Here is an 18,106-nt window from a genome sequence, read left to right as displayed (position 1 = left end):
CGGTGTGCCAATATCCGGAAACCCGATTCCGGCGACAAGTTGGCAATCAGCAAAGAGTGAATGCGATCACGAATCGAGCGCACCTTTCGGCCCGGCTCCCCACACACCGGCTGCCCTTCTGCGGCGCCCCGCTGCCGGAATGTGTCAGCCGCGTCGACCGGCGCTTCAGCGAATCCGTTCGAGCAGGTGCCGACGCCGCGCCAGTCGGGCCCAGAAGCGACCACAGGCGAACCAGCACAGGAAGACGGCTTCCCGCAGGCCCGCTGCCAGGTTGGCGACCGTCGGGCGCCAACTCGCTTCCGCCGGCACGGGTTGCGCCGTCATCCCGAGTTGCCGGGCGTAGACCATCACGCGGGCGATGTGGAAACGGCTGGTGACGATACCCGTCCGCGCCCGGGCCGGCAGCAGGGTCCGGGCATGGCGCAGGTTCTCGAAAGTGTCGGTCGAGGCTTCCTCGAGCCGGATCCGCTCCGGCGACAGGCCGTGCTGCGCGACCAGCCAGTCCCGGCCCACCGCGGCCTCCGACGGCTCGCCGCCGCCGGCCAGCATCAACTGCAGTCCGGCGTCCCGCCCGGCCAGGTCCGCGGCACGCTCGAGCCGGGCCCGATAGACAGCCGACGGCCGTCCGGCGTCCAGGACGTGACCGCACACGATCAGCCAGTCGACCTCCGGCGCACGGGCGCGCCGCATCGCCTGCGCCTGGACCCAGATCCAGGTCACCAGGAAGATCAGGCCGCCGCTGAGGACCAGCATCGCCAGACTGGCCAGCAGGGATTCGCGCAGGGCCGGGTCGGCCAGTGCAGAGCGAAGGGTCAGGCTGGATACGGTACTCATGAAGGGGCGTGCGGCCTCGACGACGGGCGCCCATCATAGAGCGTGCCGGACCCGGATTGCGACCGCCTGCCGCCCTGCCTATACTGGCGCACCCTTGAAAAGTGCCGCGCGCCGCGCCGGGACCCGCCACGACTCGCATGAAAGACCTGCATATCGCCGCCATGACCCTCACCTGCGCCGCCGGCAGCGGACTCGACGCCCTGCGCGCGAGCCTGCGCGACGGCGCGAGCGGCCTGCGCCGCAACGACTATCCCAACTGCGAGCTCGACACCTGGATCGGCCGCGTCGAGGGCGTCGAGAACGTCATCCTCGAAGGCGACCTGGCCCGCTTCCAGTGCCGCAACAACCAGCTCGCCGCCCTCGCCCTGGACCAGGACGGCTTCCGGGCGCAGGCCGCCGCGCTGCTCGAGCGCCATCGACCCGAGCGCATCGCCTGCATCGTCGGCACCTCCACGGCCGGCATCAGCAGCACCGAGCAGGCCTTTCGCGAGCTCGACGAGGCCGGCGAATTCCGCCCCGAGCACGTCATGCCCTGGGTGCACACGCCGCACACCTCGGCGGCCTATGTCGCCGCCGCACTGGGGCTCGAAGGGCCGGTGCAGACCGTCTCGACGGCCTGCTCGTCCTCGGCCAAGGTATTCGCCACCGCCGCCCGCCTGATCGAGTCGGGCTGGGCCGATGCCGCCGTGGTCGGCGGGGTCGACAGCCTCTGCCTGTCGGTGCTCTACGGGTTCCATTCGCTCGAGCTCGTCTCGCCCGACCCCTGCAGACCCTTCGACCGCGCCCGCCGCGGCCTGAACCTGGGCGAGGCGGCCGGCTTCGCCATCGTCGAGCCGCAACCGGAAGCCTCGCTGGGCCGCCTGCTGGGCTGGGGCGAGACCTCGGACGCCCACCACATGGCCTCGCCGCACCCCGAGGGTGCCGGCGCGATCGCCGCCATGCGCCAGGCCCTGGAACGGGCCGGCCTGGCGCCGGGCGAGATCGGCTACGTCAACTGCCACGGCACGGCCACACCGATGAACGACCGCATCGAGACCGCCGCGCTGAGGACGGTATTCACGGATCCGCCGCCGGCCAGCTCCACCAAGGCCTGGACCGGCCACACGCTGGGCGCGGCGGGCATTACCGAGACCGTGTTCAGCCTGCTGTCGCTGAGCGACGGCTTCCTGCCGGCCAGCCTCAACTGCGAAGACCCGGAACCGGACGCCGCCGACTTCATCCTCCGCGAAGGCCGCCGGCAGAAGGTCGACGCGGTCATGTCCAACTCCTTCGGCTTCGGCGGCTCCAACTGCACGCTGATCATGGGGGCGGCATGAACACAAGACTTCGAATCCTGGGCAGCGGACTGAGCGCGCCCGGACTGCCGGACATCGACGCCCTCTCGGCGGTGCTCGCCGGCGGCGAACTGGGCGAGGACAAGCCCGGCAGCGGCAGCATCTCCCTGCTCTCGCCGCGCGAGCGCCGGCGCTGTCCCGAAACCGTTCGGCTGTCGATGGCCGCCGCCGAACAGGCCTGTTCGGCGGCCGGCATCGACCCCGCCCAGCCCGACGCCGTGTTCACTTCCGGCATGGGCGATCTGGCCATCAGCGACTACATGTGCCGCACGCTGGCCGAAACACCCGAACTGCTCTCGCCGATGCGCTTCCACAACTCGGTGCACAATGCCGCGGCCGGCTACTGGTCCATCGGCGCCGGCGTGCGCGGCGACGTCACCGCGCTCAGCGGGGCGTCCGACAGCCTGGTCACCGGGCTGATCGAGGCCGCCAGCCGCGTGGCCGCCGACCGCCGACCGGTCCTGCTGGTGATCTACGACACCATCGCCGATGGCCCGATGCGCGCGGTCTGGTCGGCCCGCCATCCCTTCGCCTGCGCCTTCCTCCTCGGCGTGGCCGACGACGACGAGGCGGCCATCGTCCTTCACGCCGAGGAGGGACTGCGGCAGGACGACTGCCCGCCGCTGACCGCCGCCCTGATCGAACGCACCGCCGACAACCCGGCCGCGCGGGCGCTCCACCTGCTCGCTCTTGCCCTGGACGGCAAGCACGGCCCGCTGCGGCTGGCCGCCCGTCAGGGACCGGGCCTGCGCATCGAGCCGGCGACATGAGAACGGCCGCGGTCATCCCCGCCCATAACGAAGTCCGAACGATCCGCCCAGTGGTCGAGGCCGTGCGCGAACAGGTCGGCACGGTGATCGTCGTCGACGACGGCTCGAACGACGGCACGGGCGAGGCCGTCAGCGATCTCGGCATCCGCCTCGTCCGCCGCGAGCATGCCGGCGGCAAGGCCGCGGCCCTGGCGGCCGGCTTCGAGGCCGCGCTCGAAGCCGGCGCCGAACGGGTCGTCACGCTCGACGGCGACGGCCAGCACGATCCCGGCGAACTCCATCGCCTGCTCGCCGCCGCCGATCGCCATCCCGATCACCTGATCGTCGGCGCGAGGCTGCGCCAGCGGCACCGCCAGCCGGGCATCCGCCGCTTCGCCAACCGTTTTGCCGATTTCTGGATCTCCTGGGCGAGCGGGCAGCGCCTGCCCGACAGCCAGAGCGGCTACCGCGTCTACCCGGCGGGCCTGATCGAGCGCGTGCAGCCCTCGACCGAGCGCCGGCACGGTTTCGTCTACGAGACGGCCATGCTCATCGACGGCGCGCGGGCCGGCTACCCGGCCGTGGCCGTCGAAATCGACAGCATCTACCGCGACGAAGCCCGGCCCAGCTACTTCCGCCCCGGCAAGGATGTCTGGGAGATCTTCTGGTTCGTGTTCTGGCGCATCCTGCTCGCCGGACTCTATCCGCAGGGACTGTGGCGCATGATCACCCGCCCGGCCCGCTACGCCGAATAGACCGGCGGCCGGTCAGTGGATCGGGTACTCCTCGTAGATTTCCCGGTTGTGGAAGGGCATGTCGGCCACCTCGCCCGGCCCGATACCCAGTTCCTCGTCGACTCGGCGAAGCTCCCGGATCAGCTCGCGGCGCCTTGACGCCTCGATGTGTCGCCGTTTGAGCCCCGACAGGAGGCGCTTGCGGCTGCGCTCGAGCGACAGCCTCTCGCGCCGCGAAAGCGCATCGCCCCCGCCGGAATCGCGCGAAGCCGGGCGGCGTTCCGCCGCGCCCCCGGAATCGGCCCGACTCGTGTAGGCGGGGCCGTCCGAATCGGCCGCCCGGTGCCCCTGGTGGGGCGTGGCGTCCACGGTTTCGCGCTCACCGATGTCCGAGCGGCAGGGCAGGTCCGAAAAAATGATCGATCCGTTCGAGCTCTCACAGCGATAGACCTGCTGCGCCGGCGTTTCCGTGCCGGCAGTGCTCGCGAGCAGGACCGCCAGCACCGCGATTCTTTGGGTCATCGATTGCATGTCGCCTCCGTTCTGATCAGCCTGCCGGCACGGTAGCCCCGGCACCGGGGACCGGGCATCGGCGCTTCGACTCGGAAAAGCGTGCGAAAACGCCCACCGGCGTGGCAGGAAAGCATCGCGGAGCCCGTATAATTCGGACATGAAGAACGCCCGCAGCAAGATTCCCGGCCGCACCGACGTCGCCATCCTCGGCGGCGGGCTCGCCGGACTGACCCTGGCCCTGCAGCTCAGGCAGGCGAACCGCGAACTCCGCGTCACCGTCGTCGAGCGCAACCCCCACCCGGTGCCCGAAGCCGCGCACAAGGTCGGCGAATCCACCGTCGAGATCGCCGCCGACTACTTCGCCAACGTACTCGGCCTGAAAGAACACATCGAGCGCGACCAGCTGCGCAAGTACGGACTGCGCTTCTTCTTCCACGCCGGCCGTCACGAAAACCTGGCCCAAGCGTCCGAACTGGGCGCCGCCCGCCTGCTGACGGTGCCCAGCTACCAGCTCGACCGCGGCATCTTCGAGAACCACCTGGGCGAACGCGCACGGGCTCTCGGTGTCGACTTCATCGACGACGCCCGCGTGACCGGCACCGAACTCGCCGGCACCGACGGCGCCATGCACCGCGTCCACGTCGAGCGCGACGGCGAAGCCGCCGTCATCGAATCGCGCTGGGTGGTCGACGCCATGAGCCGGGCCTCGCGCCTGCGCCGCAAGCTCGACCTGGTCGAGGACAACGGTCACCACTGCTCGGCGGTCTGGTTCCGCATCGACCGGCGGATCGACCTGGGCGAGTGGAGCGACGACGCCGACTGGCAGGACCGCTGCAGCGAGCTGCCGCGCTGGCTGTCGACCAACCACCTGATGGGCACCGGCTACTGGGTCTGGCTCATTCCCCTGGCCTCGGGCTCGACCAGCGTCGGCATCGTCTTCGACAACGCACTGCACGATTTCGACGCGCTCAGGTCCTTCGACGGGGCCATGGCCTGGCTGGCCGAACACCAGCCGCGCTGCCACCGCGCGATTGTCGAAGCCGGCGGCGAGCTCCAGGACTTCCGCTACCTGCGCCACTTCTCCCACGGCTCGCGCGCCGTGTATTCCGGCCAGCGCTGGGCGCTGACCGGGGAGGCCGGGGTCTTCCTCGATCCCTTCTACTCGCCCGGCAGCGACTTCATCGCCATCTCCAACACCTACGTCACCGACCTGGTTCTGCGGGAGAGAGCCGGCGAGAACATCGCGCGCCGCGCCAGGCTCTACGAGCGAACCTATTTCAGCTTCTACGAGTCCTCGCTGGCGCTCTACCGCGGCCAGTACCCCCTGTTCGGGCACTTCCGCGCCATGAGCGCCAAGACCGTCTGGGACTACGCCTACTACTGGGGCGTGCTGGCGCTGCTGTTCTTCGCGCGGCGCACCACCGACATGGCCTTCATCGCCCGCCACGGCGCCGAGCTCGACCGGCTGCGCGCCGTCAACGTCGAGATCCAGGCGATGTTCCGCCGCTGGGCCCAAGTCGAGCCAAACCACGAAGCGCCGGGCGTGCTGGTCGACCAGTCCGCCTCGCCGCTGCTCGTGCGGCTCAACCGGGAACTGACCGAAGTGGAAGATGAATCCGACGAGGCCCTGGGCGAGCGGCTCGGGCGCAACGCCGACATGCTGCACGCCCTGGCCCTGCAGCTGTGTGCGATCGCGCCGCCGCAGGCCCGTGCCGAACTGCGGTCCGCCGACGATGCGCGAGGCATCGATCAAGACCTGCTCGCCGGCCTTCCGCGGGCCTTGGTCGAGGGGCCGGAAGTGGCCGAGGACGCCCTGGTCAGCTCCGGCTGACCGCCTCGATCTCGACCAGCAGATCCGAGCGGCACACGTCCCCGCGCAGGCCCGCCAGGCGCGCCGCCGGCCAGCGCCGGCGCAGGCGCGCCTCGATCAGCGGCCAGTCGTCGGCGTTGCGCACGTAGACCCGCAGCAGGCTGCCCTCGCCGAATTCCGCCAGCCCCGGACGGCCGAGATCGCGGGCCGACTGAGCCATCAGCGATTCAAGATTGCGGATGATCTCCTCGAGCTGAGCGGCCACATCGTCCTCGTGCAGGGTGCGGTGACCGACCACGCTGGCCGTGCCCGAAATCATCAGCAACATGGCGTCGCCGGGCCCGGTGATTGCCGTGGCGCGCGCGAACGACGGGCTGCGCGGACCGTATTGCCGCGGATAACGATAAGCGCTGACCTGCCGCGGGTTCTCGATGTTGATCCCCGGCTCGGGCGCGCACAGCAGGTAGACGCGCAGCAGCGGCTCGTCGCCGCCGATGGCGGTTCCCGCGCACAGTTCCCCTTCGCCGTAGCCGGCTTTCTCCAGCGCCGCGGCCCGCCCCAGGCAGAAGCGACGGTAGCGCTCGGCGTCGCCGGCGCCGGCGTTGATCGCCGGCAGGTAATTCCAGGCCCGCAGCAATTGCCGGCAGCCGGCGGCAGCCGCCGTGGCCAGCAGCCGATCGTAGGCGGCCTCGACCGCGGCGGCCGGGTCGTCGGCCGGGTCGTCGGGCTGCTCGAACGCCAGGAACAACAGGTCGCCGGCCCGGCGCCAGGTGACGCCGTCCTCGCGGCCGGCCGAAACCGGCGCGTCGACGCCCCAGCACTCGTCGGCCAGGTCGCCGCCGAGCCAGGCCAGCCCGCAGCCTGCCGCATGGGATCGCGGCTCGGCGAGCGCGAACTCGAACAGGGTCGAGCCGGCTCGCCCACCGCCGACCGGCTCGACCCGCACGCCGCCGGGCAGGTTCACGCGCGCGGGCTCATGCAGCATGATCGAACCCCATTGCCGCGTTGTGCCGGCGCTGGCGCCGGGCGCGGATGGCGCCGGGCAGGTAACGCAGGCTCAGCAGCAGGTAGACCAGCCGGAACAGGCGAATCCGCCGGCGCACGCGGCCGTTGTCGTGCAGGTCGCCGGCCAGGACGGAAATCACCGCCTGGCGCAGGCCGAAGACGTTGCGCGGATTGAGAAACAGGTGGCGCATGGCCGGCGCCGGAAAGCGGTAGATGAACCAGCACAGCTCGCGCACGCCGCGACGCACCTTGCGGCGATAGCGCCGGCGCGCAGCGGCCGCGGCACGCGCATCGCCGGCCAGTTCGGCCCGCACGACGTCGGCGCCCAGGCTGGCGCTGTACATGGCGAAGAACACCCCGGAGGAGAACACGGGATCGACGAACATGCCGGCGTCGCCGACGAGCAGCCACCTGGATCCCATCAGCCGGCTCGAGAAATAGGAGTAATTGCCGGTGGCCGTGATCGGCGAGGCCGGCTCGGCGGCCTTCATCCGCTCGGCCGCGTGCGGGTTGAGCGCGATCGTGTCGAAGAAGAAGCGCTCGACATCCCGCCCGCGCTGCCGCAGGTATTCGGGGTTGCAGACCGCACCGACGCTCATCACGCCGTCGGCCAGGGGAATCATCCAGATCCAGCCGTGCTCGAACCAGTAGATGCTGATGTTGCCGGCCGCCTCGCCCTCGCGCCGCGGCACGTTGCGGAAATGCCCGTATAGCGCCGCCGTGCCGTGTTCGCGATTGCGCCGCTGCAGGTCGAAGCGCCGCGCCAGCAAGGCGTCCCGGCCGCTGGCGTCGACCACGAAGCGCACCGCGAGCCGATGCTCGCCGCCGCTGTGCGTCACGGTCAACTCCGGTTCGTCGGCGTCGAAGTCGATGTGCCGCACGCGCGCACCCTCGAAGGTCCGCGCACCGCTCTCGGCGGCGTGCTCGAACAGCATCCGGTCGAATTCCGAGCGGCGCACCTGCCAGGCGTGCCCGCAGCCTTCCGGCACGTCGAGGGCCTCGTCGAATCGGATTTCGTGGCGCTGCTCCTCGGCATCGTCGCCGGTGAAGTCCGCACCCGGCTTGAACACGCCCAGGCCGGCCAGGCGATCCTCGAGCCCCATCTCGCGGATGATCTTCATGTTGTGGGGCAGCAGCGACTCGCCGATATGGAAGCGAGGGTGTCCGTCCTTCTCCAGCAGCACGACCGCGTGTCCGTCGCGCGCGAGCAGGCTGGCCATGGTCGAGCCGGCCGGACCGCCGCCGATCACGGCGACATCCGCCCGCCGCGGCATCTCGACCGGGCGGGAAGGAGAGGAATGGCTATCGGGTGCGGCAGACGTATGTGGCATCTTCCGTATTATAATGTCGTTAACCCACTTGGCCGCCGCCGTCGACCGGCCGCGGTGCAATCCGTACCATCTCAGTCATGAAACCCGACGAACCCGGCGGGTCGGGCGCACGAGGCGTCGCAGCCGCCGGGAGGAGCAGCAATGAGTACACAACAGTCGCCGCAGGAACACGAACTGGCCGAACTGATCGTCAGCTCGCTCAACCTCGAGGATCTCTCGCCCGAGGAAATCGAGCCCGAGAAGCAGTTGTTCGGGGGCGAGTACGGCCTCGATTCGATCGATGCGCTCGAACTGGCCGTGGCCATTTCCAAGCAGTACGGCGTCCAGCTCAAGGCGGACGACGAGCGCAACCGCCACGCCTTCGCCAACCTGCGTTCGCTCAACGAACACGTCCAGTCCCTGCGCGAGCAGGGTTGACGGTTCACAAGGCCCCGGTCTCGTCATGCCTCGCTGGCGCCTGATCGCCCTGGCCGGCTACCCGGCACTGGTCTACGTCTCGCTCCACCTGGGACGGCCCGAACTGCGTTCGCTGTGCCTGCCGCTGCTGGCGCTGCTGTTCCTGCCCCTGCTGCCCGGCTGGATCGGGCGCAGCGTGCTCATGGGCACCGCACTGGCACTGGCCGGCATCGCGCTCTTCGCCCCCTCGCTGGCGCTTTGGCCGCCGGGCGTGATCTTCGTCGCCCTGGGCCTGTGGTTCGCCTCCACGCTGCGACGCGACAGCACGCCGGTCATCGCGCGCTTTGCCGAACTGGTCCACGCCGGCAACGGCACCGAGGCGCCCACGCACGCGGCCGGCTGGCTGCGCGCCTGGACCCTGGCCTGGGCGACGGTGCTCGCGGCGATCGGCGCCGTGGCGCTGTGGCTGGCCGCCACCGACCAGGCACAGGCCTGGCTGATCTGGGTGGTGGCCGCCGCCCCATTGATCATGCTGGCCACCCTCTGGCTCGAGCTGTTGCTGCGCCGCCACCGCTTCCCCGACGACGATCACCCGGGCCTGATCCGCTTCCTGCTGGACGTGATCCGCATTCAGCCCCATCATTTCGCCCGATGACCACGCTTCCCCTGACCACACGCTCGCTCGACGAGCTCGTCATGCTGCACCGCGGCGAGCCGGTCAGCGTCGGCCGCTTCATCGCGCGTGCCGAGGCGCTGGCCGGGCGACTGCCGCCCGGGGCTCCGGTCATCAACCTGTGCCAGGACCGTCACGCCTTCAGCGTGACCTTCGCCGCCGCCGTCGTGGCCGGTGGGAGCAACCTGCTGCCGGCCAACCGGCTCAAGGCCACCGTGGACGAGCTCGTCGACAGCTTCGCCGGCGCCGTGGTGGTGGCCGACCGCCCCCTGGAAGGCTTCACCGGCACGGTGATCGACCCGTCCGAGGCCCTCGAAAGTCTGGAGCAAGCCCAGCGAATTCCGCGCGTTTCCGCCGATCAGCGCGCCGCGGTGGTGTTCACCTCCGGCAGCACCGGGCGTTCGTCGCGCATCGAGAAACCCTGGCGCACCCTTCACGACAGCAGCCTGCTCAACCTCGCCCAGCTCGATCCGCCGCCGGGTGCGCGCGTACTGGCCACCGTGCCGCCGCAGCACATGTGGGGGCTGGAGACCTCGGTGCTCATGCCCTGGTTCGGAGCGGTCACCGTCTCTTCCGCGCACCCGTTCTTCGTGGCCGACATCTGCCGGCAACTGGAAGCGCTCGAACAGCCGCGCGTGCTGGTCTCCACGCCGGTCCACCTGCGCGCGCTGGTCGAATCGGGCATCAAGCTGCCCGACGTCGAACGCATCTACTCGGCCACGGCGCCCCTGAGTCGCTCGCTGGCGCGACGGCTCGAGCGGCTCAGCGGAGCGAAGGTCACCGAAATCTACGGCTGTTCCGAGACGGGCTGTCTGGCCCGCCGCCAGACCGCGCGCGTGGCCGACTGGCAGTTGTTCGATGCCTTCGAGCTCACAAACGAGGGCGACGGCACCGTGGCGCGCGCGGCCCACCTGCCCGGCCCCGTTCGGCTGATGGATCACCTGGAATTCCGCACCCGCGACAGCTTTCGCCTGCTCGGCCGTCAGAGCGACCTGGTCAACATCGCCGGCAAACGCGCCTCCCTGGCCGAGCTCACCGGCGTGCTGCTCGACATTCCCGGCGTGCTCGACGGCGTGATCTTCCAGCCGCCCGAGGACGAAGACGGCCCCGCACGGCGCCTGGCCGCCCTGGTGGTGGCCCCCAACCTGGAACCCGCCGATATCCGTCGCGCGCTGGGACGGCGCATCGATGCGGCCTTCATGCCCAGGCCGCTGCGCCTGGTCGAGAAGCTGCCGCGCGCCGAGACCGGCAAGCTGCCGCGCCGGTCGCTGCTCCAGTTCTTCGCCCGAACCTGCAGGCAAGCCGGATGAATCCCGTCGACGTCATCTGCCGCATTCCCGCCGACCACCCGGCGCTGCCGGGCCACTTCCCGGACAACCCGGTGGTGCCCGGCGTGGTACTGCTCGAGCTGGTTCAGCGTCAGGCGCGCGTGCTGGCCGGCTTCCGCGACGGCCCGACGCGCTGGCAACGGATCAAGTTCCTGCGTCCCGTGCGCCCGGAACAGCCCATCCGCCTGCATATCGAGGGCGCCGCCGACCAGTTCTCCTTCACCATCCGGACCGAAGACGGCGAGGCCGTCGCGCGCGGGCAGTGCCGTCATGGCCCACTGGCGTGAGCGCCCCGAGGGGGGCAACCGCTTCTGGCTCGCGCTGATCCGCTGGTGCATCCTGCACATCGGCCGGGGCTTCGCCCAGGTCGGATTGTTGCCCACCACCCTCTACTTCTTCCTCGTGCGCGGGCCGGAGCGACGCGCGTCGAAGACCTGGCTCGAACGCGTCGACGCGCCGCGCAAGGGCTGGTGGGGTGTGATGATCCACATCTACACCTTCGCCATTACCATCGTCGACCGGGTGCTGCTGCTGGCCGGCCGCGGCGATGAGCTCGACGTCCGGCCCGAGGGTGTCGAGCACCTGCACGAAGTTCTCGACCGGGGCCGCGGCTGCATGCTGCTGGGCTCCCACCTGGGCAGTTTCGAGGCCATCCGCGTGTTCAGCCGCTCGGCGCCGCCGGAGTATCGCCACCTCAAGGTCGTGATGGACCGCGACCAGAATTCCCTGATCACGCAGATGATGGAGGAAATCTCCCCGGACATCCGCGACACGGTCATCAACGCCCGCCAGCCGGGTCCGGCCATCGTCCTCGAAGCCGGCGGCGTCATGGAGCGCGGCGGCATGGTGGCCATGCTGGCCGACCGGACCTGGGCCAGCGAGGCGGCGGTCGAAGTCGACTTTCTCGGCGGCAGGGCGCGCCTGCCGGCGGCCCCGCTGGCCATCGCCGACACCCTCGACGTGCCCGTGGTCATGGTCTTCGGCCTGTACGAAGGCCGGCGGCGCTACCGACTGATCTTCGAACCGCTGCCGGGGCCGGCCGAGCGCGCAACGACGCGCAGCGAGCGACGGCGGCGACTGGACGAACGGGTCCAGCGCTATGCCGATCGACTGGCGCACTTCGCTCGTCAATATCCCTACAATTGGTTCAACTTCTATGATTTCTGGACTGCTGACACTGATCCTGATCGCCGCAGCCGGAACGACTGAGGCGGCGGCGCCGGACGATCTCGACCGGCTGGTGGCCACGCTCGCCCCCGCGGGCGAGCCCGCCGAGCTCCATTTCCGCGAACGCCGCGAGTCACCGCTGCTGTCCGAGCCCCTGGTCGTGACGGGCCGGCTGTGGCGCAACCCGCAGGGCCAACTGGTGCGCCGCACGACCGAGCCGCAGGAAGCCACCTACACCCTGACCGCCGGCATGATCATCATCGAGCGCCCGGGCCAGTCGCCGCGCAACTACAGCCTGGGCCACGTGCCGGAGCTGGCCGTGCTCTACCACGGCCTCTCGGCCCTGCTGGCCGGCAACGCCGACGCGCTCCGCGAGCGCTTCGAGCACGAGCTTACGCGCGATGAGACCGGTTGGCGGCTCAGCCTGCAGCCACGCGACGCGGCGCTGGCCGACAAGGTCGAGTCGCTGACGCTCAGCGGCAGTGACGACAGGCTCGAACGCTTCGAATTGACCCTCGCCGACGGCGGGATCATCGAAACCGAACTGAGCCGCCGGCCGTGAGACACGTCTGGCGCCCGTTGCTGGCCCTGCTGGTGCTGGGCGGCATCGGCGCGATGGCCGTATCCGCCCTGCAACTCGACTACCGGCTCGACGCCTTCCTCCCCGCACCCCGCACGGCCCAGCAGGAAATCGTGGTCGAACAGGTCGCCGGCGGCAGCGCGGGTCGTCTGATCCTGGCGGCCGTCGAAGGCGACGACCCGATGGTCCTGGCCGAAACCAGCCGCAGCCTCGCGGCCGCCTGGCGCGACCTGCCCGGCGTGGTGCGGGTCGACAACGGCGACTGGTCGGACAACGAGGCCATCGTCGAGAAGCTGATGCAGGCGCGCTTCGTCCTGGCGTCCGACGTCGCCGGGCGCGTCGAACCGGCGGCCGTCGCGGCAGCCCTGGAGAACCGCCTGGCCGACCTGGCTCTGGCCGGCTCTCGGGTCGAGCGCCTGATCGCCCGCGACCCGCTCGGCCTGGTCGAGTCACTCGCCGCCGACCTGGCCGGCGGCGGACGGGCCCGCACGGTCGACGGGGTCTGGTTCGACCGGGAAGGCGAGCGCGCGCTGCTGCTGCTGCAATCGGCGCACGCCCCCTACGCAATCGAGGAGCAGGCAAGATTGCTCGACTCGCTGCGCGCGCGCTTCGCCGAGCTGGCACCGGCCGGGCAGCGGCTGCAGTTGGCCGGGGCACCCGTCATCGGCGTGGCCAGCGCCGAGGCCTCGCGCTCCGACGCCCTGCGCCTGAGCCTCTGGGGCAGCGCCGTGGTGCTGCTGGTGCTCGCCTTCGCCTGGCGCTCGGCCAGCGCCATGCTGGCCGGCGCCGTGCCCCTGGCCTTCGGCGTGGTCTGCGGCCTGGGCGTGACGGTGCTGGCCTTCGGCCAGGTCCACGGGCTCACGCTGGCATTCGGCTTCACCCTGCTGGGCGTGGCGCTCGACTATCCGGTTCACTTGTTCGGCCACGCCGACCGGCGCGCCCTGTCGGCCACGGCGCGCAATATCCGCGCACCCCTTCTGCTGGGTGTCGCCAGCACCCTGATCGCCTACGTCGCCATCTGGCTGTCCAGCAGCCCCGGCCTGGCGCAGCTCGGCGCCTTTTCGGCCGCCGGCCTGGCCGGCGCGGCCATCGCCACCCTCGCCCTGCCGGCGCTCGACCCGGCCCTGCCGCGGCGCGTCCAGCCCACCCGGGTGACGGCAATCCACTGGCCGGCCGTTCCCGTGCTGCTGGGCCTGGCCGCGCTGGGCTTCCTCGTCTGGCAGGGGCCGGAGCGCTGGTCCAACGACCTCTCGCGGCTGAGCCCGATCGACCGCGCCCAGATCGAGGCCGACCAGGAACTGCGCAGCGCGCTGGGCGGCGGCGACGTGCGCTACCTGATCGCCACCGCCGGCGACTCGCGCGAGGCCGCCCTGCGCGCCAGCGAAGCCACGGTGCGGGCGCTCGAAGCCGCCCGGGAGCAGGATTTGATCGACGACTGGCAGGCCGCCACCGACCTGCTGCCCTCCGAAAGCACCCAGCGTCGTCGCCTGTCGGCCTGGCCCGCGCCCGGCGAGATGAGCGAACGCCTGGCCGCCGCCGAATCGGGTTTCCTGCCCGGGGCCTTCGACCCCTTCCTGTCCGACCTGGCCGCGGCCCGCGCCCGGGGACCGATCACGCGCGAGTTCTGGGCCGGCACGCCGTTGCAGGCCCGCCTCGATTCGCAGCTGATGCCCACCGACGGCGGCTGGCGCGCCCTCATCCAGCCGGTCGGCCTGGCCGATGCCGGTCGCCTGGCCGCATTCCTCGAGCGCAGCGAAGCGCCGGCGCAGCTCGTCGACCTGGCCGAAGGCTCGCGGGCGATGGTCGCGGCCTGGCGCGGCGAGGCGGGCCTGAGCCTGGGGATCGCCGCGGCCCTGATCGTCGGGCTGCTGTGGCTGCGCCTGCGCCGGGCGCGCGAAACCCTGGCGGTCATCCTGCCGCCGGCCGCCGCCGTGCTGGTGACGGCCGCGCTGATGAGCCGCTTCGACGGCGGCCTGACCATCGTGCACCTGGTCGGCCTGCTGCTCACCGCGGGCATCGGGCTCGACTTTGCGCTGTTCTCGCGCAGCTTCCTCGGCGATCCGCCCGCCGCGGCTCGCAGCCGGCGGGCCATCAACACCTGCGCGCTTTCGACCGGCGGCGTGTTCTTCGTGCTCGGTCAGTCGGTCATCGGCATGCTGCAGATGCTGGGCTTGACCGTCGCGCTGGGCATTTTGCTATCTTGGCTGTTTACCCGAATCGGACAGCCCAGGTGAACGAACGCATCACCGACATCGAGGCCCGCGTGCCCCACGCCGGCGCCATGGTGCTCATCGACGAGGTCCTCAGCCACGACGATGTGCGCATCACCTGCCGGGCCGAGACCGGCCCGATCGAACAGCACCCGCTGGCGCGCCAGGGCGTGCTGCCGGCCAGCGCCCTGGCCGAGTACGGCGCGCAGGCCATGGCCGTCCACGGCAGCCTGCTCGCGGCCACCGACCTACCCCCGCGCGAGGGCCGCCTGGTGGCCCTGCCCGAACTCGAGCTGGGCCTGGCCGCGCTCGAACAGCCGGCCGAGCTGGTCATCCACGCCGAACGCATCGGCGGCAGCGCCGTCGGCGAGGTCTACGAATTCCGGGTCCTCGGCGACGAGACGATGCTCGCGCGCGGCCGCGCGACCGTGATGTTTCCCGATTCCGGGCAGGCGGCATGAGCCGCGCGAGGCGCGTTCGCCGCCCCGACCCCTGTCGGGCGCTGGTCACCGGCGGCTCGGGCGAAATCGGGGCGGCCATCTGCCGGGCTCTGGCCGCCGACGGCCACCATGTCCTGGTCCATGCCGGGCGCGGTCTCGACCGGGCGGAATCCGTGGTCGAGACCATCCGCGCCGAGGACGGCTCGGCCGAGCCGGTCCAGTTCGACCTGGCCGACGCCGAAGCGACGCGCTCGGCGGTCACCGAACTGGTCGACGCGGCACCGCTCGGCGCGGTCGTGCACAACGCCGGCATCCACGACGACGCGCCCATGGCCGGCATGTCGCCGGCGCAGTGGCAGCGCGTCATCGACGTCAACCTGGGCGGTTTCTACAACGTGGTTCAGCCGGCGCTGCTGGGCATGGCCCGGCTTCGCTGGGGACGCGTGGTGGCCGTCTCGAGCGTGGCCGCGCGCATCGGCAACCGAGGCCAGGTCAACTACGCGGCGGCCAAGGCCGGCCTGCACGGCGCGGTGGCCTCGCTGGCGCGGGAGATGGCCAGCCGGGGGCTGAGCGCCAACGTGATCGCCCCGGGCGTGATCGATACCGGCATGCTCGGTGAGCTCGATCGCGAAGGCCTGCTGGCGGCGATCCCCGCCGGCCGCTTCGGTTCGCCCGAGGACGTTGCCGCGCTCGCCGCCTTCCTGTGCTCCGACCAGGCCGGCTACATCAACGGCCAGGTGATCGGCGTGGACGGCGGCATGGCCCCTGGTTAAGGCTAGCGCCCGGGCGGCGGCTCGCTTTCGGCCTCCGCCCCGGATTCGGCGGACTCGCCCTCCGGTTCGGCTTCCGGCTCCTTCTCGCGTGATTCGAGCAGGCCGCGCAGCAAGCTGCGGGCAGCATCGCGGCGTTGTTCGTCTTCGTCGGCTTCCTCGGCAGCCTGGCCTTCGCCGCCCGCCTGTTCGCCCCCGGCGTCGGACTGCTCGCCCTCGCCTTGCGGCGCCGATTCTTCTTCGTCGTCGTCTTCCAGCGCCTCGAGCAGGCGCCGGCCGAGTTCCTCGCGGATCGCGCCCTCGGCCAGGGCGGCCAGGTCCACGCTGACCGTCGGCCGGGTCAGTTCCCCGGAAATGCTCAGGGGAATCCGCCCCTGGGTCGCGCGGCGCAGGGCGCCCGGGAGTTTCCGGGTGAGCTCTTCGCCCAGGTCGAGCGCGAGGGCGTAGTCGACGCGGTTGGCACCGAGGTCGATGCGCCCCTGGCCGGTGGCGGCATAACCGGCCGCGGCCAGGTCGACGCCGGGCAGCTCGATCACACCGTCTTCGATGCGCAGACCGCCGCTGAGCGTGCGGAAATGCGTCTCGCCGCCGAAGGTCCGGGCGATGTTGCCCAGGTTGTCGGTGGTCAGCTCCTGGTCGATCAGGGCCTGCAGGTCCACGCCCTGCAGCACGCCGTCGGCGATGGCGAAGTCGCCGTTGCCGTCGAGCGAAGCCAGTATCTGCTCGGGGCTGAAGCCGCTGAAACGCAGATCCATGGTGAACGCACCCTCGCCGTCGACCGGGGACTGGCCGGTGAGCAGTGAAGCCAGCTCGGCCACCCGGATACCGGAAAGCTCGGGGGTGAGAAAGACCTCGGGCGGCTGCTGGTTGAAGTCCACCCGCGCGCTGCCGTCGAAGCCACCGCCGAACAACTTCGCCGAGAGTGGATCGAGGGTAAGCTCGCCGCCGCTGAGGCGGCTGCGGGCGGTGACCTCGGTCAGGCGCGCGCCTTCGACCAGGATCAACTCGCCCAGGTCGAGCGAAAAACCGAGGTCGAACATCCCGAGCGCGCTGAAGTCCTGCGCCGCTTGACCATCCGCTTCGGTCTCCGTCGCGCCGGCCTTGGCGGCGCTTTCCGGAACCAGCGTGGTCAGATCGAGCCGCTCGCCGCGGACGGCCAGGCGACCGCCGATCGTCTCGCCGATCGTCGCCTCGCCCTCGAGATCCAGCGGCTGACCGTTGAGCGTCAGGCGGGCCGCCGGCAGGCTGGCCCGCACGATGTCGCCGATGATCGCGGTCACCGGCTGCTGCGCCGACAGCTCGACCACCAGCCCGTCGACCTCGATGCGGTTGGTGAAGCCGGTCAGCTCGATCCTCGGCGGTTCGGCCAGGGGATTGACCACCAGGCTGCCGCCGGCCTCGCCTTCGGCGCCCGCGGCCGGCAGGGTGTAGTCCAGCGACCAGTCGGACAGGACAACCTCGCCGAGATCGGCGGACACCCGAACGGTTCCGTCCAGCGCCATCGTCAATGCCGTCTCACCGCCTTCGACCAAGCGACCGGCGAGGGAAAGCGGCACCTCCTGTCCGGCGGCGAAGGAACCCAACTCCAGGCTATCGAGCTGCAGTTCGGTGCGCGAGCCGGCGGCCAGGTCGATCAGGCTCAACACCACGTTCTCGAATCGAACGGTGCCCGTGCGCAGTTGCGACAGGTCGACCGGCTCGCCCGAATCGGCGGCCGGCTCGGAGGACTCGAACAGGCCCTCGAGATTGCTCGCGCCGCCCCGGGCAGTGACCACATGCAGACCGGCGCGCTCGATGGTCACCGCGCCGATCTCGATGTCGCCGCGCAGCAGGGGCAGCACGCGCACCGAGGCCGTGGCCCGCTCGATGCCCGCGAGCGGCGGTGCCTGGTCGAAGCCCGGCGGATTGCCGACGGTCACGTCGCGAATATCGAGCGCCAGCCAGGGAAAGAAGGTCAGCTCCATCGGGCCTTCGAGCTTCACCTCGCGACCCAGCTGCTGGCTGGCCCGTTCGGCCAGTTCCTCGCGGTAGTCGTCGGGGTCGATCACCAGCGCGGCGATGACCAACGCCGCGATCAGCAAGGCGATCAGGATGAAGACGAGAAGAATGATCTTGCGCAACATCGTCGGCGCCTCCGCGCTGCTCCAATGCCGGCAAGCTTATCAGATGCCCCCGCGCCACCCGTACCTCGAACGCCTCGATATGTCTAGTTGGAAATTTCGCGTCAGAGCG

18 protein-coding genes are annotated in these 18,106 nt (G+C 70.8%); 13 read left to right on the top strand and 5 right to left on the bottom strand.

The window, feature by feature from the left end; all coding sequences use genetic code 11:
* Positions 1-165 precede the first annotated feature (165 nt).
* The gene (locus DZC52_RS09995) at positions 166-834 is read right to left on the bottom strand and encodes a YdcF family protein (protein ID WP_116651007.1); all 669 of its coding nucleotides are present in this window, start codon (positions 832-834) and stop codon (positions 166-168) included.
* A 137-nt stretch (positions 835-971) separates the two neighbouring features.
* Between DZC52_RS09995 and DZC52_RS09990 the strand changes: the two genes are divergently transcribed.
* Genes DZC52_RS09990 through DZC52_RS09980 form a run of 3 tightly spaced genes read left to right on the top strand, consistent with a single transcriptional unit; the run spans position 972 to position 3,672 of the window.
* Positions 972-2,150, top strand: a complete 1,179-nt coding sequence (locus DZC52_RS09990) for a beta-ketoacyl-[acyl-carrier-protein] synthase family protein (protein WP_116651006.1) — start codon at positions 972-974, stop codon at positions 2,148-2,150.
* Positions 2,147-2,938 (top strand): beta-ketoacyl synthase chain length factor, encoded by a 792-nt coding sequence (locus tag DZC52_RS09985; RefSeq protein ID WP_116651005.1) that lies wholly within the window; start codon positions 2,147-2,149, stop codon positions 2,936-2,938. The genes DZC52_RS09990 and DZC52_RS09985 overlap by 4 nt, the downstream gene beginning before the upstream one ends.
* On the top strand, positions 2,935-3,672 hold the full coding sequence (locus DZC52_RS09980) for a glycosyltransferase family 2 protein (protein WP_116651004.1): 738 nt from the start codon (positions 2,935-2,937) through the stop codon (positions 3,670-3,672). The genes DZC52_RS09985 and DZC52_RS09980 overlap by 4 nt, the downstream gene beginning before the upstream one ends.
* A 12-nt stretch (positions 3,673-3,684) precedes the next feature.
* On the opposite strand, the gene DZC52_RS09975 is transcribed toward DZC52_RS09980, so the two are convergent.
* Positions 3,685-4,182 (bottom strand): DUF4124 domain-containing protein, encoded by a 498-nt coding sequence (locus DZC52_RS09975; protein ID WP_181918889.1) that lies wholly within the window; start codon positions 4,180-4,182, stop codon positions 3,685-3,687.
* Positions 4,183-4,321: 139 nt separating this feature from the next.
* On the opposite strand from DZC52_RS09975, the gene DZC52_RS09970 reads away from it, so the two are divergent.
* A complete protein-coding gene (locus DZC52_RS09970) occupies positions 4,322-5,995 on the top strand; it encodes an NAD(P)/FAD-dependent oxidoreductase (protein WP_116651002.1) in 1,674 nt (557 codons plus the stop codon).
* On the opposite strand, the gene DZC52_RS09965 is transcribed toward DZC52_RS09970, so the two are convergent.
* Both DZC52_RS09965 and DZC52_RS09960 read right to left on the bottom strand, forming a co-directional pair.
* On the bottom strand, positions 5,982-6,959 hold the full coding sequence (locus tag DZC52_RS09965; protein WP_116651001.1) for a chorismate transformation FkbO/Hyg5 family protein: 978 nt from the start codon (positions 6,957-6,959) through the stop codon (positions 5,982-5,984). The two genes, DZC52_RS09970 and DZC52_RS09965, sit on opposite strands and share 14 nt — an antisense overlap.
* Positions 6,949-8,253 carry an NAD(P)/FAD-dependent oxidoreductase gene (locus tag DZC52_RS09960; RefSeq protein ID WP_425451390.1) on the bottom strand — a complete coding sequence of 435 codons (1,305 nt, stop codon included), beginning with the start codon at positions 8,251-8,253 and terminating at the stop codon, positions 6,949-6,951. Before DZC52_RS09960 ends, DZC52_RS09965 begins: the two co-directional genes overlap by 11 nt.
* A 198-nt stretch (positions 8,254-8,451) precedes the next feature.
* Here DZC52_RS09960 and DZC52_RS09955 point away from each other — a divergent pair, with 198 nt between their 5' ends.
* The 9 genes from DZC52_RS09955 to fabG are packed head-to-tail and all read left to right on the top strand — an operon-like array spanning position 8,452 to position 15,877.
* Positions 8,452-8,727, top strand: a complete 276-nt coding sequence (locus DZC52_RS09955) for a phosphopantetheine-binding protein (RefSeq protein ID WP_116650999.1) — start codon at positions 8,452-8,454, stop codon at positions 8,725-8,727.
* A gap of 25 nt (positions 8,728-8,752) precedes the next feature.
* Positions 8,753-9,361, top strand: a complete 609-nt coding sequence (locus DZC52_RS15535) for a hypothetical protein (RefSeq protein ID WP_181918888.1) — start codon at positions 8,753-8,755, stop codon at positions 9,359-9,361.
* A complete protein-coding gene (locus DZC52_RS09945) occupies positions 9,358-10,689 on the top strand; it encodes an AMP-binding protein (RefSeq protein WP_116650998.1) in 1,332 nt (443 codons plus the stop codon). The genes DZC52_RS15535 and DZC52_RS09945 overlap by 4 nt, the downstream gene beginning before the upstream one ends.
* A complete protein-coding gene (locus DZC52_RS09940; protein WP_116650997.1) occupies positions 10,686-10,994 on the top strand; it encodes an ApeI family dehydratase in 309 nt (102 codons plus the stop codon). The genes DZC52_RS09945 and DZC52_RS09940 overlap by 4 nt, the downstream gene beginning before the upstream one ends.
* Positions 10,978-11,916: a lysophospholipid acyltransferase family protein gene (locus tag DZC52_RS09935; RefSeq protein WP_116650996.1), complete on the top strand. Its 939-nt coding sequence runs from the start codon at positions 10,978-10,980 to the stop codon at positions 11,914-11,916. The genes DZC52_RS09940 and DZC52_RS09935 overlap by 17 nt, the downstream gene beginning before the upstream one ends.
* Positions 11,864-12,436, top strand: a complete 573-nt coding sequence (locus tag DZC52_RS09930) for a LolA-related protein (protein ID WP_116650995.1) — start codon at positions 11,864-11,866, stop codon at positions 12,434-12,436. The genes DZC52_RS09935 and DZC52_RS09930 overlap by 53 nt, the downstream gene beginning before the upstream one ends.
* Positions 12,433-14,688 carry an MMPL family transporter gene (locus tag DZC52_RS09925; RefSeq protein WP_116650994.1) on the top strand — a complete coding sequence of 752 codons (2,256 nt, stop codon included), beginning with the start codon at positions 12,433-12,435 and terminating at the stop codon, positions 14,686-14,688. Before DZC52_RS09930 ends, DZC52_RS09925 begins: the two co-directional genes overlap by 4 nt.
* Positions 14,685-15,125, top strand: coding sequence for a hotdog family protein (locus DZC52_RS09920; protein ID WP_116650993.1), 441 nt, complete (start codon positions 14,685-14,687; stop codon positions 15,123-15,125). Before DZC52_RS09925 ends, DZC52_RS09920 begins: the two co-directional genes overlap by 4 nt.
* Positions 15,122-15,877 carry a 3-oxoacyl-ACP reductase FabG gene (gene fabG, locus DZC52_RS09915; RefSeq protein WP_116650992.1) on the top strand — a complete coding sequence of 252 codons (756 nt, stop codon included), beginning with the start codon at positions 15,122-15,124 and terminating at the stop codon, positions 15,875-15,877. The genes DZC52_RS09920 and fabG overlap by 4 nt, the downstream gene beginning before the upstream one ends.
* Positions 15,878-15,879: 2 nt before the next feature.
* On the opposite strand, the gene DZC52_RS09910 is transcribed toward fabG, so the two are convergent.
* Positions 15,880-17,997 (bottom strand): AsmA family protein, encoded by a 2,118-nt coding sequence (locus DZC52_RS09910; RefSeq protein ID WP_116650991.1) that lies wholly within the window; start codon positions 17,995-17,997, stop codon positions 15,880-15,882.
* Positions 17,998-18,106: the final 109 nt, after the last annotated feature.

This window comes from Wenzhouxiangella sediminis (assembly GCF_003410055.1).
Classification (GTDB): Bacteria; Pseudomonadota; Gammaproteobacteria; order Xanthomonadales; family Wenzhouxiangellaceae; genus Wenzhouxiangella; species Wenzhouxiangella sediminis.
Note: the sequence above shows the minus strand (reverse complement) of the source record. Positions and strands in the feature narration are given on the sequence as shown.

Excerpts from the sequence above, each read along its gene's own strand:
- DZC52_RS09995 (WP_116651007.1), bottom strand. The coding sequence starts at position 834 with ATGAGTACCGTATCCAGCCTGACCCTTCGCTCTGCACTGGCCGACCCG.
- DZC52_RS09990 (WP_116651006.1), top strand. The coding sequence starts at position 972 with ATGAAAGACCTGCATATCGCCGCCATGACCCTCACCTGCGCCGCCGGC.
- DZC52_RS09985 (WP_116651005.1), top strand. The coding sequence starts at position 2,147 with ATGAACACAAGACTTCGAATCCTGGGCAGCGGACTGAGCGCGCCCGGA.
- DZC52_RS09980 (WP_116651004.1), top strand. The coding sequence starts at position 2,935 with ATGAGAACGGCCGCGGTCATCCCCGCCCATAACGAAGTCCGAACGATC.
- DZC52_RS09975 (WP_181918889.1), bottom strand. The coding sequence starts at position 4,182 with ATGCAATCGATGACCCAAAGAATCGCGGTGCTGGCGGTCCTGCTCGCG.
- DZC52_RS09970 (WP_116651002.1), top strand. The coding sequence starts at position 4,322 with ATGAAGAACGCCCGCAGCAAGATTCCCGGCCGCACCGACGTCGCCATC.
- DZC52_RS09965 (WP_116651001.1), bottom strand. The coding sequence starts at position 6,959 with ATGCTGCATGAGCCCGCGCGCGTGAACCTGCCCGGCGGCGTGCGGGTC.
- DZC52_RS09960 (WP_425451390.1), bottom strand. The coding sequence starts at position 8,253 with ATGCCGCGGCGGGCGGATGTCGCCGTGATCGGCGGCGGTCCGGCCGGC.
- DZC52_RS09955 (WP_116650999.1), top strand. The coding sequence starts at position 8,452 with ATGAGTACACAACAGTCGCCGCAGGAACACGAACTGGCCGAACTGATC.
- DZC52_RS15535 (WP_181918888.1), top strand. The coding sequence starts at position 8,753 with ATGCCTCGCTGGCGCCTGATCGCCCTGGCCGGCTACCCGGCACTGGTC.
- DZC52_RS09945 (WP_116650998.1), top strand. The coding sequence starts at position 9,358 with ATGACCACGCTTCCCCTGACCACACGCTCGCTCGACGAGCTCGTCATG.
- DZC52_RS09940 (WP_116650997.1), top strand. The coding sequence starts at position 10,686 with ATGAATCCCGTCGACGTCATCTGCCGCATTCCCGCCGACCACCCGGCG.
- DZC52_RS09935 (WP_116650996.1), top strand. The coding sequence starts at position 10,978 with ATGGCCCACTGGCGTGAGCGCCCCGAGGGGGGCAACCGCTTCTGGCTC.
- DZC52_RS09930 (WP_116650995.1), top strand. The coding sequence starts at position 11,864 with ATGATTTCTGGACTGCTGACACTGATCCTGATCGCCGCAGCCGGAACG.
- fabG (WP_116650992.1), top strand. The coding sequence starts at position 15,122 with ATGAGCCGCGCGAGGCGCGTTCGCCGCCCCGACCCCTGTCGGGCGCTG.
- DZC52_RS09910 (WP_116650991.1), bottom strand. The coding sequence starts at position 17,997 with ATGTTGCGCAAGATCATTCTTCTCGTCTTCATCCTGATCGCCTTGCTG.